Annotated in this window: 14 protein-coding genes; 10 read left to right on the top strand and 4 right to left on the bottom strand. The window is 63.5% G+C overall.

All coding sequences use genetic code 11. From position 1 onward, the window contains the following. Nucleotides 1-4 precede the first annotated feature (4 nt). Genes VGM61_RS05635 through VGM61_RS05615 form a run of 5 tightly spaced genes read left to right on the top strand, consistent with a single transcriptional unit; the run spans nt 5 to nt 6237 of the window. Nucleotides 5-2425: a GH92 family glycosyl hydrolase gene (locus VGM61_RS05635; protein WP_331521754.1), complete on the top strand. Its 2421-nt coding sequence runs from the start codon at nt 5-7 to the stop codon at nt 2423-2425. 56 nt (nt 2426-2481) lie between these two features. Beyond that, on the top strand, nt 2482-3510 hold the full coding sequence (locus VGM61_RS05630; RefSeq protein ID WP_331521753.1) for a sulfate ABC transporter substrate-binding protein: 1029 nt from the start codon (nt 2482-2484) through the stop codon (nt 3508-3510). Next, complete coding sequence (gene cysT, locus VGM61_RS05625; protein ID WP_331521752.1) at nt 3507-4328, top strand: sulfate ABC transporter permease subunit CysT; 822 nt, start codon at nt 3507-3509, stop codon at nt 4326-4328. The genes VGM61_RS05630 and cysT overlap by 4 nt, the downstream gene beginning before the upstream one ends. Then, a complete protein-coding gene (gene cysW, locus VGM61_RS05620) occupies nt 4325-5158 on the top strand; it encodes a sulfate ABC transporter permease subunit CysW (RefSeq protein ID WP_414694805.1) in 834 nt (277 codons plus the stop codon). The genes cysT and cysW overlap by 4 nt, the downstream gene beginning before the upstream one ends. Next, nucleotides 5155-6237, top strand: coding sequence for a sulfate/molybdate ABC transporter ATP-binding protein (locus tag VGM61_RS05615; RefSeq protein WP_331521751.1), 1083 nt, complete (start codon nt 5155-5157; stop codon nt 6235-6237). The genes cysW and VGM61_RS05615 overlap by 4 nt, the downstream gene beginning before the upstream one ends. Nucleotides 6238-6257: 20 nt before the next feature. Here the strand turns inward: VGM61_RS05615 and VGM61_RS05610 are convergent, their stop codons facing one another. Next, nucleotides 6258-7004: a methyltransferase gene (locus VGM61_RS05610; RefSeq protein WP_331521750.1), complete on the bottom strand. Its 747-nt coding sequence runs from the start codon at nt 7002-7004 to the stop codon at nt 6258-6260. 118 nt (nt 7005-7122) lie between these two features. Here VGM61_RS05610 and VGM61_RS05605 point away from each other — a divergent pair, with 118 nt between their 5' ends. Further along, entirely contained in the window at nt 7123-8211 is a 1089-nt protein-coding gene (locus tag VGM61_RS05605; RefSeq protein WP_331521749.1) for a catalase family peroxidase, read from the top strand. Continuing rightward, nucleotides 8204-8743 (top strand): cytochrome b, encoded by a 540-nt coding sequence (locus VGM61_RS05600; RefSeq protein ID WP_331521748.1) that lies wholly within the window; start codon nt 8204-8206, stop codon nt 8741-8743. The genes VGM61_RS05605 and VGM61_RS05600 overlap by 8 nt, the downstream gene beginning before the upstream one ends. 104 nt (nt 8744-8847) lie before the next feature. Here the strand turns inward: VGM61_RS05600 and VGM61_RS05595 are convergent, their stop codons facing one another. Together VGM61_RS05595 and VGM61_RS05590 are read right to left on the bottom strand one after the other, a co-directional pair. After that, on the bottom strand, nt 8848-9477 hold the full coding sequence (locus VGM61_RS05595; RefSeq protein ID WP_331521747.1) for a DUF6348 family protein: 630 nt from the start codon (nt 9475-9477) through the stop codon (nt 8848-8850). Between the two features lie 11 nt (nt 9478-9488). Beyond that, nucleotides 9489-10508, bottom strand: a complete 1020-nt coding sequence (locus tag VGM61_RS05590) for a TraB/GumN family protein (protein ID WP_331521746.1) — start codon at nt 10506-10508, stop codon at nt 9489-9491. A 189-nt stretch (nt 10509-10697) separates the two neighbouring features. On the opposite strand from VGM61_RS05590, the gene VGM61_RS05585 reads away from it, so the two are divergent. The 3 genes from VGM61_RS05585 to VGM61_RS05575 all read left to right on the top strand — a co-directional run bounded on the left by VGM61_RS05585 (nt 10698) and on the right by VGM61_RS05575 (nt 11835). Next, a complete protein-coding gene (locus VGM61_RS05585) occupies nt 10698-10892 on the top strand; it encodes a YqaE/Pmp3 family membrane protein (protein WP_331521745.1) in 195 nt (64 codons plus the stop codon). A gap of 150 nt (nt 10893-11042) precedes the next feature. Beyond that, nucleotides 11043-11504, top strand: coding sequence for an SRPBCC family protein (locus VGM61_RS05580; RefSeq protein ID WP_331521744.1), 462 nt, complete (start codon nt 11043-11045; stop codon nt 11502-11504). After that, entirely contained in the window at nt 11488-11835 is a 348-nt protein-coding gene (locus VGM61_RS05575; RefSeq protein ID WP_331521743.1) for a metalloregulator ArsR/SmtB family transcription factor, read from the top strand. The genes VGM61_RS05580 and VGM61_RS05575 overlap by 17 nt, the downstream gene beginning before the upstream one ends. Before the next feature lie 87 nt (nt 11836-11922). Here VGM61_RS05575 and VGM61_RS05570 read toward each other — a convergent pair whose 3' ends face one another. Further along, nucleotides 11923-14952, bottom strand: coding sequence for a TonB-dependent receptor (locus tag VGM61_RS05570; RefSeq protein WP_331521742.1), 3030 nt, complete (start codon nt 14950-14952; stop codon nt 11923-11925). Nucleotides 14953-15018: the final 66 nt, after the last annotated feature.

Below are 15018 nucleotides of genomic sequence, written 5' to 3'. Positions count from 1 at the left end.
AGCCATGAGTTCCCGTCGCTCGTTCCTGAAGACCTCCCTGCTGGCCGGTGCCGTTGGCCTTGCCGGCATGCCGCGCTGGCGTGCCGATGCCCTGGCCGCGCTTGGTGCCGGTGGCAAGGCGCCACGGCAGTTCACGCGCCACGTTGACGTCTTCATCGGCACCGGTGGCCATGGTCATACGTATCCCGGCGCCACGGTGCCGTTCGGCATGGTGCAATTGAGTCCGGATACCTATAACGCGCTATGGGACCAGTGCTCGGGTTACCACCAGGACGACGGCTCGATCATGGGCTTCTCGCATACCCACCTCACCGGCACCGGTTGCGGCGACCTGCTCGACTTCCTGGTGATGCCCAATGTCGGTGAAGTGAAGACGGAGCCGGGTAACCCCGACCATCGCATCACGCGTTATACCTCGCGTTTCGACACACCGCGGCCTGCCGGGGCAGAACCCGACGCGGTATCGCCGACCGGTGGCCCCAAGGGCTACCGCGCCGCGTTCACCCATGCCGATGAAAGTGCGGAGCCGGGCTACTACCGGGTACTGCTGCGTGACCGCGCGGTGACCGCCGAGCTCACCGCCACCGCACGCGTGGGTGTGCATCGCTACACCTTCGCCAATGCCGGGGACAGCCACATCCTGGTCGATCTTTTCCATGCCATGCAGGACAACCCGTCCACACCGCCACCGGTAACCTCGGCGGACCTTGCCGTGGTGGGCAGCGACACCTTGACGGGTGGGCGCATCGTGCAGAGCTGGGCCAAGGGCCGGCACGTTTACTTCGCGCTGAAATTCTCCCGTCCGTTCGATCGTTGCGAGGTGTTCGTCGACGATGCCGCCGGCAGTGCGGTGAAGACGGCGCACGGCAAGAAGATCAAATGCGCCGCGCACTTCAAGGCCAGGGCAGGGGAGCAGATCCTGGTGAAGGTGGGCCTGTCGGCGGTAAGCGCGGAGGGCGCCCTTGCCAATCTCAATGCCGAAATGCCCGGGTGGGATTTCGACGGCACGCGGGAAGCGGCGAGCATGGCCTGGGAGCGTGAGCTGTCGCGCCTGAAGATCGACGCTATCAGCGAACGCCACCAGCGCATCTTCTACACCGCGCTGTACCACAGCCTGATCGCGCCTACCCTGTTCGGCGACGTCAACGGTAAGTACCGCGGCATGGACCTGCAGATCCACCAGTTGCCTGCCGGCGCGCAGACGTACACCGAATACTCACTGTGGGACACCTACCGCGCGCTGCATCCCTTGTTCACCCTGGTACAGCCGCACCGCGTGCCCGACCTGTGCAACGACCTGATCCGGATGGCGGCGCAGAGTCCGGCCGGTCCTCCCGTGTGGCCGCTCTATGCCCGCGAGACGGGCACGATGACCGGTTATCACTCCGCTCCCGTGCTGGCCGAAGCCCACGCCAAGGGCTTCAAGGGCATCGATTTCGCCGCGGCCTGGCCCTCGTTCCGCAAGCGCGCGATGGATGATGACTACCGTGGCCTGAAGTTCTACCGCGACCTGGGTTTCATCCCTGCGGACAAGATCGATGAGTCGGTCAGCAAGACGCTCGAATATGCCTACGACGACTGGGCCATGGCGGAACTTGCCCATGCCGTGGGCAAGGAAGACGAGCGAACGGCATTGATGAAGCGCTCGCGCAACTATCGGCACGTGTTCGACAAGTCGAAAACCTTCGTGCGGCCTAAGCTCGCCGATGGCAGCTGGGCCGAACCCTTTGATCCGCGTGGCATGGGCCATTCGAAGAAGTGGCGCGACTTCACCGAGTCCAATGCGTGGCAGGCGACCTTCCTGAACCAGCACGACCTGCACGCCTATATCGAGGATTTCGGTGGCGATGAGGCCTTCGCGGCCAAGCTCGACGCCTTGTTCAATAGCAGTCCGGACCTCCCCGCCGACGCGCCGCCCGATATCGCCGGCATGGTGGGTCAGTACGCGCATGGCAACGAGCCCAGCCACCATGTGGCCTGGCTTTACGCCTATGCCGGCCAGCCCTGGAAAACACAACACCGCGTGCGCTGGCTGCTGGACAACATGTACGACGACAAGCCCGATGGCGAGGCCGGCAACGACGACTGCGGCCAGGTGTCGGCCTGGTACTTGCTGTCGTCGCTCGGCCTGTACGCGGTAGATCCGGTAAGTGCCAACTATGTGCTGGGCAGTCCCCTGGTTCACCGCGCCGAAGTGGAGCTGGCCCAGGGCAAGAAGCTGGTGGTGGAAGCGAAGGGAAATTCGGCGCAGAACGTATACGTGCAGTCGGTGACCTGGAACGGTAAACCGCATGATCGCAACTGGATCAGCCACGCCGAGATTGCTGCCGGTGGCAGCCTGGTCTTCACACTCGGCCCGAAGCCCAACAAGGCTTTCGGCTCGGCGCCGGCATCCCGTCCGCCGTCCATGAAGCTGGAAGGTTAGACGTCTTTGCTGCATTGCCGAGGGATTTGCTAAGGTAGCCTGCCGCGCCGCGGGTGATGCCCAGGAGGCGCTGCTTGGCAAGGCTCTGCGCGCTGTTGGCGTTCTTGCTGCTATTGGGCTCGTGCTCCGCGCACGGGCCCTCTTCGCAGCTGCTCAACGTTTCCTACGACCCCACGCGTGAGCTGTTCCGCGACATCGATGCCGCCTTCGCCCGCGACTGGCGGGAGAAGGCGGGCAAGGGGATCACCGTGGGTATGTCCCACGGTGGCTCCGGCAAGCAGGCGCGGTCGGTGGCCGAAGGCCTGCCTGCCGATGTGGTTACCCTGGCGCTGGCCTACGACGTGGACATGCTGGCCGACAGCGGGCTGGTGGCGAAAGATTGGCAAAAGCGCTTTCCGGACAATGCCGCGCCATACACGTCCACCATCGTTTTCGTGGTGCGCAAGGGAAACCCCAGGCAGATCCACGACTGGCCCGATCTCATTCGCCCCGGCGTCAGCGTGATCACGCCCAACCCGCGCACCTCCGGTGGCGCGCGCTGGAACTTCCTGGCTGCCTGGGGGTATGCGCGGCGCCTTCCGGGCGGCAGCGAAGACAGCGCCCGCGATTACATGGCCGAGCTCTTCCGCCACGTGCCGGTGCTTGATACCGGTGCGCGCGGCGCCACCAACACTTTTGCCAAGCGCGGCATCGGCGACGTACTGATTGCCTGGGAAAGCGAAGCGTTGCTGGCGCGCCAGAGCATCGGTGCCGACAAGATCCAGATCGTCATTCCGTCGGTGTCGATCCTGGCCGAGCCGCCGGTGGCGGTGGTGGACGCGAACGTGGACATCCACGGCACGCGCAAGGCCGCCGAGGCTTACCTGGCATTCCTGTATTCCCCTGAAGGGCAGGAGATTGGTGCAAGGCACTTCTACCGGCCGCGCCTGCCTGAGGTCATGGCGCGTTACAAAGATGAATTTCCCCCTGTGAACACGTTCACCATCGTCGATATCGCAGGCAACTGGCAGGTCGCTCAAAAGAAATTTTTCGCCGATGGCGGCTTGTTCGACCAGGTCGGCCCCGGTCGCGGGAATAAGCCATGAAGCGGCGCGTGCTTCCCGGCTTTGGCCTGTCGCTGGGTTACGTGATGGCATGGCTTGGGCTGATCGTAATGCTGCCGCTGGCGGCACTGGTGTTCAAATCCAGCACGTTGGCGCCTTCGGGATGGTGGGCGCTGCTTTCCGCGCCACGCACCCTCGCAGCGCTCCGCCTGAGCTTCGGCGGCGCCGTACTTGCCGCAGCGGTGAACGTGTTGGCCGGATTGCTGGTGGCATGGGTGCTGGTGCGGCACAGGTTTCCCGGACGGCGCGTGTTCGATGCGTTGGTGGACCTGCCCTTTGCCTTGCCCACGGCGGTGGCCGGCATCGCCCTGACGGCGATCTATGCCCCTGAAGGCTGGCTGGGGCGTTACCTGGAGCCCATGGGCATCAAGGTGGCCTATACGCCCACCGGCGTGGTGATGGCGATGATATTCGTCGGCTTCCCGTTTGTCGTGCGCACCTTGCAACCGGTGCTCGAATCGATGGAACGCGAGGTCGAGGAAGCCGCCGCAAGCCTGGGTGCCACGCGCTGGCAGGTGTTCTTCCGCGTGGTGTTGCCGCTGCTGCTGCCGACACTATTGACCGGCTTCGGCCTGGCCCTGGCCCGGGCAGTGGGCGAGTACGGCTCGGTGATCTTCATTGCCGGGAATATTCCCAGGGTATCGGAAATCACGCCGCTCCTGATCGTGGAGAAGCTCGAGGAATTCAACTATGCGGGCGCTGCGGCGTTGGGGGTAACGATGCTTCTGTTGTCGCTGCTGCTGCTGTTGCTGGTATCGCTGCTGCAGCGGGCGAGCCGCCGCTGGGAGCTGCCACGATGATCACCCGGGCATCGATAGTGCGCGTGTTGATGATCCTGGTGACCCTGGCCGTGCTCACGGTGTTCCTGCTGCTGCCGCTGGCAGTCGTGTTTTCCGAGGCGCTGGACCAGGGCCTGCGTGCCTTCATCCAGGTATTCCACCAGGCTGAGGCCCGATCGGCGATCTGGCTTACCTTGCTGGTGGCGGCGATCGCGGTGCCGGTGAACATGGTGTTCGGCGTGGCGGCAGCATGGCTGATGGCGCGCTTCGAATTCCGCGGCAAGGCCTTGCTGGGCGCCTTCATCGACCTGCCGTTTTCGGTGTCGCCAGTGATATCGGGCATGGCGTTCGTATTGCTGTTCGGTGCGCAGGGCTGGTTCGGTCCATGGCTGATCGAGCGGAACCTTGCGGTTATCTTCGCCGTGCCGGGACTGGTGCTGGTGACGGTGTTCATCACCTTGCCCTTCATCGCGCGCGAACTCATCCCGCTGATGCAGGCGCAGGGTAGCGAGGAAGAAGAGGCGGCACGGGTGCTGGGCGCCGGTAGCTGGCAGATGTTCTTCCGTGTCACCTTGCCCAACATCCGCTGGGCCTTGCTGTATGGCGTATTGCTTTGCAACGCCCGCGCCATGGGTGAATTCGGCGCAGTGTCGGTGGTGTCGGGCCACATCCGCAACCTCACCACCACCGTGCCGCTGGAAGTGGAGATGCGTTATAACGAATACGACTACGTGGGCGCATTCGCCATAGCCTCGTTGCTGGCCTTGCTCGCGGTGTTGACGCTTGCGTTCAAGGCGCTGATGGAATGGCGCTATCGCCACGAACTGGCATCGGGAGGGATCCACCGATGACGCTGTCCATCCAATCCATCGGGCGGCGCTTCGGCGACGCGGTGGCGCTGGCCCAGGTGAGCCTTGACGTAAGGCCGGGCGAGTTCGTCGCCTTGCTGGGGCCCTCAGGTTCGGGCAAAACCACCCTGTTGCGTATTCTTGCCGGCCTGGACTATCCGGACGTCGGCAAGGTATCGCTCGATGGCGTTGATTTTCTTGCAGCCGATGCCCGCAAGCGTCGTGTGGGCCTGGTGTTCCAGCACTACGCCCTGTTCCGGCACATGACGGTGGCCGAGAACATCGCCTTCGGATTGCGTGTACGGCCGTGGCGGCAGCGGCCTCGTCGGGCGGACATCACCTCGCGCGTATCGGAGCTCCTTTCACGCGTGCGACTGGACGGGTTCGGTAGTCGCTATCCCACACAGCTATCGGGCGGCCAGCGCCAACGCGTGGCGCTGGCCCGCGCCCTGGCGGTGCAGCCACAGCTGTTGTTGCTCGATGAGCCCTTCGGCGCCCTCGATGCCCAGGTCCGCACGGGCCTGCGCCGCTGGCTGCGCGAGCTGCAGGAAGAGCTCAACCTCACCACCTTGCTGGTAACGCATGACCAGGAAGAAGCCCTCGAACTGGCCGATCGCATCGCGGTAATGAACAACGGCGTGATCGAGCAGGTCGGTACGCCGGAGGAAGTTTATTTCGAGCCTGCCACGCCATTCGTGTGTGAATTCATCGGGCGGGTGAACCGGATTGCGATGCGACGCGACACCGGCGGGCTCGGTGCAGGGGGCTGGGTACCCCGCGGCGAGCCGTGGCACGGCCATTATCCCCACGCCACCGCGTACATCAGGCCCGAGCACCTGGAAATCGGCGCGACGGATGCACCCTGGCGGGGCCAGATAAGGCATGTGTACCTTGCCGGCAGCATCGCGCACCTCGACCTGGACATAACAGGCGTCGGTGCTCTGGAAGCGGACGTTGCCAGCGAGGATCTGGCGCGGCGGAACCTTGCCGTGGGCGCGCAGGTAAGCGTGACGCCTGCACGCGCGGTGCTCTTCGCCGGTGAGAGCGCCCGGTGGTCGTGGCAGGCGGGCGCCGGCACATAAGGCGGCCGGCGCCGATTTTGTTACTTCGGCTTGCGGAACTTGAAGACGAACTGGTCGGTGTGGCCCCTGATGGTCTCGTCGAACACTTTCTTGTCGTGTGTGTCGGCGGGGTTGGCCAGCACCTGGGATTTTCCTTCAAGGGTGAATCCGGCGGCCTTGGCCTGTTCGAGCACCAGCGCAGGGTCGATGCGGTGCAAGGTGGTGGTGGCGCTGTCGCCGCTGCCCGCCTGCGCGGCATGGTCGATCACGATGAACACGCCGCCGGGCTTGAGGGCCTTGAAGACTGCCTTGTCCATGGCCAGGGCCTGGTCCTTGCCGAAGTAACCGGTGATGTCGTGATAGTTGTCACTGGTCCAGGCCACGTCGAGCGGTTTGTCGGTGGCGATACCGGCCGCCGGCACGGTAACCACGCTTACATTGGAAAAATTCTTTTCGGCGGCAAGAGCGGTGACCTTGTCCGTGGCCTTGGGGTTCTTCTGGACGAATTCGGAGGGGACCACGGCATAGACATGGCCGCTGGCCCCCACCACGCCGCTGAAAATGCGCGTAAAGTAACCGCCACCGGGCATGATGTCGGCCACGGTATTGCCCGGCTTGATGCCGGCGAAGGCGACGAGTTCCGCCGGATGGCGGGCAGCGTCACGCGCGGTGTCTTCTGCCGGGCGTGCTGAGGATTGCACGGCAGTAGATACATAGGCGGGTGGCGCGGCGGCGTAGGCGGCGGGAACCGCAAGCGTCAACGCGGCAAGCAGGGCTTTTGTCTTCATCGATGGTTCCTCGTGGGGTGGGAACGGCCGAGCGCATCATGCGCGCGATCCGCCCGCCCATGCAATGAAACCGGTCCTGGCCGGTTCTGCTTACACGGCTTACCGCAAAGGCATCCCCATGGCTCAAAATCCTCGAGATACGAATTCCATCATCAGCCAGCTGGCCCGGAACAAGGGCGCCGCGGGGCTGATAGCCGCGGTTGTGGCCGTGGTCCTGCTGCTGTTTGCCTGGACGGGTGGATGGTTCGGCGGCCGCCTGGGGCCGGGCAAGGTTGCCGACGCGCTGCAGGTTCACGACGGCCTGCACGACGGCTTCCGCCGGGCCCACGCCAAGGGCTACTGTTTCACCGGACATTTCGACGGCAACGGGCAGGGAACGCGGCTTTCCGTGGCCAATGTGTTCGCGCAAGGGCAGTCCAGCGTGATCGGGCGCTTCTCCACCGGTGGTGGCATGCCCGATTCACCCGATGGCCGCCTGGTGTTCCGCGCCATCGCGTTGTCGATCACCGCCCCCAACGGCGAGGTCTGGCGCACGGCAATGGATTCCACGGCCATATTTCCCGTGGCCACGCCGCAGGCATTCATGCAGTTCCTGAAGGCAACCTCGCCCGGCGCGGACGGCAAGCCGGACCCGGCCAAGGTGGGACCGTACATGGCGGCCCATCCGGAGACAGTGGCCTTCATCAATTACCTGAAGGAACAGCCGCTGGCGTCGAGCTTCGTCAATACGCGCTACTACTCGATCAATGCGTTCCGTTTCATCGGCGGCGATGGCACCACCCGCTTGGTCAGGTGGTCACTGGATCCCACCGCCACGCCGGAATGGATGGAGAAGGACAAGCTCGCTGGCATGCCCCATGATTTTCTTTTCGACGACCTCATCAAGCGTGCGGCCGCGGGGCCTCTCATCTGGGACATGTCGATCCAGCTGGCGGCGCCCGGCGACAAGACCGACGACGCTACCGTGCAGTGGCCTGAAGATCGTGAATCGGTAAAGGTCGGTCGATTGACCATCGACCATCTCATTACCGAGGACGACGGCCCCTGCCGCGACATCAACTTCGACCCGTTGGCGCTGCCTACTGGCATCAGGGGCTCGGACGATCCGCTGCTGGCGGTACGCTCGGCCGTGTATTCATCCTCGTTCCGCCGCCGTGCCGCGGAAGGCCCGCATCCGAGTTTCGCCAAGGAGCCTCGTCATGACTGAACGCTTCTGGCTTCCCGCGCGTATCCTGCACTGGCTGATGGCGGTGCTGGTGATCGCGATGCTGTTCATCGGTGCCGGCATGGTGTCGACGGTCAGCCGTACCCACGAATGGCTCTTCGCCATCCACAAGCCGCTTGGCTTCACCATCTTCGTGCTGGTGATCATCCGGCTCATCGTGCGCCTGGTGCATAAGCCACCGCCGATGCCCGAGGACATGCCGGGCTGGATGCGCCACGCGGCCACGCTGTCGCACTGGCTGCTGTATGCGTTGATGTTCTTCCTACCGCTGTTGGGCTGGTCGACGCTATCGGCGGCGGGGTATCCGATCCAGCTCGCGCCTCATGTGCACCTGCCGCCGATCGCACCACACAACCTGGCGCTCTACACCTTCCTGCGCGATGCGCACGGTTTTGGTGCCTACCTGCTGTTCTTCACTTACCTGACCCACCTGGGGGCGGCATTGTTCCACCACCTGGTGCGCAAGGATGGTGTGCTGGCCAGCATGTTGTTCGGCAAGGATCCGGCGGGTTAGGCGTTGCCGAAGCGCCCGGCGGCGATGAGGCTGTTGATCTTGTCGTCGCCGAACCCCTGGCGGTACTTTCCGCCGCGCACCGTCCGCCTGCGCTGTAACATTTTTTAATAGTCGCGAACGTCCACCAGCAGCAGCCACCTCGCCGAGTTCTCCGCCTGTGGCCAATCCTTCGATGACAAGGCGGCGACACCCGCAGCCCAGGGCTGGTTGTCCAGCGTAGCCAGGGCGCGTTCGTTGCCATCGGTATCGCGGGCGTGGAACAGGTTCACCCAGTGCAGTTCCGAGGTGAGGGATTGCGCGCGCAACGCCGCAAGCACGGCATCGCGCACATTTGCTGGAATATCCGCCACGCCGCGCAAGCCCGGCTTGCCAGCGAACACGTCCCAGGTGTTCAGGCCGCTGTCGAAGGCGCTGACATCGAGCTTGCGATCGTCGGTGACGTACCAGCAGGCGGCGAGCAGCGGATACAGCGCCTGTCGCTCGAAATCGTCCAGCGCATCGCGGCAGCCTCGCTCGCCGTAACCTGGGTAGGAGAGCTCGATGGTGCGTTCCTCGGCCGCCACCACGTCGATGTCCAGGTGACCTGGTTCATCGCCGCGGCCGGCGTGCCAGGTGGCGCGGATGGCCGGGAAATCGCCATCGGTCACCAGCCAGTCTTCTTCGTCGTCTTCCAGTTCCACGTCGTGGCTGGCAAACATCTCCCGCAGGCGCGAGGCCAGGGCTGGTCCATTCATGGCGGCTCCTTTCAAGGGCTGGTCGGGGTAGTGGCGTTGTCATCATCGGGTGCGGTGACGGTATAACCGCGCTTGCGCAACTCCGCGAGAGAGCCATTGGGATCGATGAGGTCTTCCATCGGCAGCATGGCGAAGCTCTGCCGGTGGTTGGTCATGGCCTGGATGGCGTAGGACAACCACAACGTGCGCAGCCTGGTAAGCATGTCGCTGATACCCAGCCGCTTGGCGATGCCGGCCTCGGCTACGGTGTTCAGGCAGATGTCCCAGCGATCCTGCACCAGGTATTTGCGCAGGGCCGGCACGTCGCCGGTGGCCCACGCGTTGGCGCGCACGGTAAGCGTGCCCAGCCGCTTGTCGATGTTGTCCAGCGTCTGGTGGAAGCATCTGACGTCGTCGAGGGTAGAGGCCTTGAACTGTTTGACGGCCGCACGTGGCTCGGCGATCTCCACCTCGTACTGCACCGGCTGCAGCTCTACGCCGTGGGTCCTGGCCAGGTCGTCGACGGTGCCGGCGATATTGGTTTTCTGGCGCAGGCCGATGCCTTTGACCGCTTCGTTGTAAAGCTTCAGCGCCGCAAAAATCGGACGGTAATTCTCGATCTTCTTGTTCTTGCCGATGTACTGGTCCTTCAGCTTCAGCCACAGGGCGTAATCGTCGGGCGGAACGGCGTCTTTCAGGTTGCCGTCGTCGGGCTGGTCGCGGGCATTGATCAGCGTGGGCAGCAACATCAGCTTGCCGAACCAGCCCACCTTGGGCTTGAGCGACATCGACGGCGGCTGCAGCACCACTTGCGAATTGGCCACGGCGTTCTCGACGTCGGCCGAGTGCCACTGGATGTCCCGGGGCAGGGGCGCCACCAGTCCCAGGATCCACATGGTGTGCTGGTTCTTGGTGACCTTCCACAGGCCGGGGCCTGGCTGCTGGCCCTGGACGGTGATGGCTTCCAGGTTGACCGCCTGCTGGGGATGGTCCTGGGCCATGGCCGGCAAGGCCAGGCAGAGGGTGAGCAGGGCGATGGATCGAAGGCGCATGGTGCGGTCCGGCGGCAAGACCCTTCGATTGATACCACGAAACGGTGTCAACCGGTCGCGAGCGGCGCGGCGCCGGTAGCAGGGTACTGGTATCGCAGCGCGCTGGCCGTATCCGGTAAGATCATCCGGCACCCCTTGCCGTAGGTACATATAACGGCTCGGAAGATTAACCAACAAAGGGAATTGAGAATGCGTTTGCTGATCGCCTTGCTTCTGCCATGGCTGACGTTCTTCACCATCGGCAGGCCGATCGCCGGGCTGGTTTGCCTGATTCTCCAGATCACCCTGATTGGCTGGTTGCCCGCGGCTTTCTGGGCCGTGTATGCCCTGGGTCAATACAAGACCGACAAGAAGATCGAGAAGGCGTTCGCCCAGCGAACCTGACCGCCGTCATCGAAATCATGGCGAAAGATCCACGCGGCGGTGCGGGGCAGGCTCGCACCGTCGCGAGTTCGATACTGCCCGTTAGGCAACCTAGGGGTTGCATTCAGAGTAGGTAACGCGGTATAGGTATATGCAACCAGGAGGTGGCATATGGCTGAAGATACCGATCGCATCGAACGACAGATTCTTCTCAAGGCCTCGCGTTCGCGGGTGTGGCAGGCGCTGGTCCAGCCAAAGGCCTTCGGCCAGTGGTTCGGCGTCGTGTTTCAGGATGAGTCATTCGCTGAGGGCGAGCATGCCAGGGGGCGCATAACTTACCCGGGTTATGAACACTTGCAGTTCGATTTCCTCGTCGCCTGCATTGAGCCGGAATGTCGTTTCAGCTTCCATTGGCACCCTTACGCTGTGGACCCGAACAAGAACTACGACGACGAGCCCACCACGCTTGTGATGTTTGAGCTGGAGGAAGCTTCGGGCGGAACCCTGCTACGCGTGGTGGAGTCGGGATTCGATGCCATTCCCGCCGAACGGCGTGCCGAGGCATTCCGCATGAACAGCCAGGGATGGGATGAGCAGATGGAAAACATCCAGCGCCATGTCGCCACGCACTAAGCCGCCCTTGCAAGGCAGCCTGCAACGTTCCGCACCGGTCTTTGCCGCGTTGGGCGACGAGGCCAGGTTGCGGTTGGTGGCGTTGCTGTGCGCCGGCGGTGCCATGTCCATCGCCCAGCTCACCGAAGGCTCGCAGATCACCCGCCAGGGCGTGACCAAGCACTTGCTGGTGCTGGCCGATGCAGGCCTCGTCAATGACGTGAAGATCGGGCGCGAACGCATGTGGGAATTCGCGCCTTCCCGCCTGGAGGAAGCACGCCGTTCGCTCGATCACGTCGCCCGGCAGTGGGACGACGCTTTATTAAGCCTGAAGCGAATGGTCGAAACCTGATCGTGCATCTGAAAAAAAGCAGCCCTTCCGCGCGCGCAAGGGGGACAGGCGCGGAAGGGCCGGGGGAAACACTTCAAAGCTGGATGGTTAGAAGTCGTACGTCACGCCAAGGCGGAAGTAACGCGGCGTCTGGTAGCTGATCACTCGCTGGTAGCTGTCCTTGACCGTGGTGGTGGTGCCATACACCGGGTCGATCTGGTTGGCGCGCTGCTGGTTGAGCACGTTGAACACCGTGGCGTTGAACGCCAGCTTCTTGCCCGCCCATTCCGGGCGGTATTCAGCCGTCAGGTCAATATTCTCCTGCCACGGATTGCGACCCTTGTCGCCCGGGCGCGTCGGCTGGCCGTCGCAGTAGTGGTAGTAGCTGCCATAACCGGACGGATCGTTCTGCGCCGTGCCGTACAGCCCAAGGCATTCGCGCGGCGTTCCCGAGGCCACCGTGACGTTGGCTGAGAGCATCCACTCCGCGGCCACCTGGTATGAACCGTAGAACTTGATCACGTGCTTGCGATCGTTGGCGAGGTACCCGTTGGCGTATTCCATCAGCGTCTCGTAATCCCAGTCGCGCGAGGCGGATACGCTGCCCTGGCCGACGTCCGTGCGCACCTGGCCCTCGGTATTGCCGTAGCTGCGCGAATACAGGTAGTCGATCTTCGCACCCCAGGTGCCGTCGAACGGATGCGACAGGTAGGTATCAAGGCCGTAGTAATTGCGCTTGAGGTGGCTGAAGCCGAAGTCCTTGTTGGTGACGGTGACGTTGGTGTAACCGCCGTCGGCGGACTTGAGCTGGTAGACGTTGGCGCGGCCAGGATTGGAAAGATAGCAACTGCCAATGGTGACGTTGGCCAGGTCCGCCCCCTGGGCTTCCGCGGCGCGGCTGATCGCGCCGTTGTCGCACACGTCGTCCAGCGCGTTGTTCAGATGCCGCACTGTCGCCTTCATGCCCCACACGTAGGCGTCGTTCAATTGCTTGTCGAAGCCAAGGATGAATTCGTCCTGCGATTCGGAATGGATGTTCTTGGCCGACACCGTTTTCGGGTCGGGGGCCTGCCCGTATTCCCCATTCGGGGAAACGCCGCCACCCGTGGCCGATGCGATCGGGGTGAGGCCGGTGGGCGTGCCATCGGCGGCGATGCCGGTATAGGTGTAGTACTCGTTCACGGCGAGGGAGCCTGAGGCGGTACGCAACGCAACGCTGGCTGGCATGGCCAGGAAGTAGCGGCCGGCGTTGCCATATACCTTCAGTGAGGAATCGCCGTTCACATCCCAGCTGAAGCCCAGGCGCGGCGCCCATTGTGGTTTGGTCAATCGCAGGTACGCCACGCCGAACGGGTTGTAGTTGGTGAACTGGTCGTTGCGAACGCCCAGCGACAGCAGCAGGCGGTCATTGACCTGCCAGTTGTCCTCCACGTACTGGGCGCGCTGCTTGACCGCCACCGTCGCCAGGGTGTTGTAGTGGCGGATATAGGCGAAGTAGCCGGTCTGTCCGCCAGGGTAGTTGCCGGGCATGCCGACATACGGGTTGTCACTGACGTTCTTGTCCGCGTCGCCATGCGCGTACCAGAGCTCATAACCGGCACCGCCGATGGTGGTGCCGTCCTGGATGTCTTTCGAATCCTGGTTGTCGATGCCCGCGGTGATCGAGTGATCGCCGAGCTTGTAGTTGAGGTCCACGCGCAGGTTGCGGTTACTCGACTTGTGGTCGGGATTGTCGATGGTGTCCAGGGTCTGGCCGTTGGTGATGATGCGGCCGCCGGTCAGGGCCGGATTCTGCTGGTCGGCTCCGCCAATAAAGGGCCCGGTGACGCCCGAATCGATCGGCTCGTTGTAGTAACTGAGCTTGGACTTGCCGTACATCGCGGTCAACGTGAGGTTGTCGGTGATGTAGCTTGTGAACTTGCCCACCCAGATCCGCGCGCTGGTCTTGAGCGTCTGGTCGTCGCTGGCGTAGTCGCCGTTTGATAGCGTGTCGTAGTCGTAGTTGTACTTCTCGCCCGTGGATCGGTGGGTTTGCGACAGGCCGGTGAGTTCGAGGATGTTGTTCTGGTTGATGTTCCAGTTGAGCTTTACGTAACCCTTCGGATCTTCGTACCGGTACTGGGTGTCGTAGGCGCTGTTGCGCGAGCCCACATCGTTGCCTTCGGTACGCTGCGCCTCGACGGCGGCGAAGATGAACAGCTTGTCCTTGATCAGTGGGCCGCCGGCGTAGCCGTCGACGGTGGTCACCCACTGCTTGTTCTGCGCGTTGCGCTGGAAGATCGTGCCTTTCTCATCGCCCCCATGCAGGTAGCGGATGTCGCGCGCATCGCTCTGGGCAAAGGCGGGCGCCCACAATACCTGTGCGCCGGCGTGCCACTCATTCGTGCCGCTCTTGCCCACCTGGCTGATCACGCCGCCATCGGATCGGCCATAGGCAGCCGAGTAGCCGCCACTGAGCACTTCCTGCTGATCGATCGCACCGTAGGGCAGGGAAATGCCACCGAAGCCGCTGAGCGGATCGGTGGTGTTCAGGCCATTGACGTAGTAGGCGTTCTCGGTCACCGAGGAGCCTGCAAACGAGACCACCGAGCCACCGAGGGCGTTCTTGAAGTAAGTGCTGCCCGGTACGGTGCCGGGAGCGAGCAAAGCGATCGATTCGGCACTGCGGCCCAGCGGCAGCTTGGCCAGGTCCTGCGAAGTGATGATGGTGCTTGAGCTGACGCTGGTAACGTCGATCTTGGGCAATGCGGTGGCCGACACGGATACACCGGACAAGTCCTGGGCATGGGCGGCCGATGGTGCGCTGCTCTCAAAGGACACGTCGGTGGCAATGCCCACGCGCAAAGTGACGTTGTCGCGTGAGTCCACCGTGTTGCCGCCTACCCGCAACGACACCTTGTAGGTGGTAAGGGGCAGGGCGTCGGCCACATAGCGGCCTTTAGTGTCAACGGGCACTTCGCGGACCAGGCCGTTGGCGCCTTCAACCAGAACGGTTTCATTCTCAGCGATGGGTGCCTGGCCCGAGATGCGGCCCGAGGTTGCCTGGGCATGGATCGCGCCGCTGAAGGAGGCTGCCAGGGCGGCGGCGAGCAGGGTTTTGCGGAGCGCTGCGTTGCGATATCCGGTGGTCGCGTACATGGGCGGTTTTCCAGGGGAAGGTTATCGGGGGCGAGCTGGTGGGTCAGGGGCGCGGGAACAGGTCCG

The organism is Pinirhizobacter sp. (genome assembly GCF_036499745.1).
Lineage (GTDB): Bacteria > Pseudomonadota > Gammaproteobacteria > Xanthomonadales > Rhodanobacteraceae > Pinirhizobacter.
Note: the sequence above shows the minus strand (reverse complement) of the source record. Positions and strands in the feature narration are given on the sequence as shown.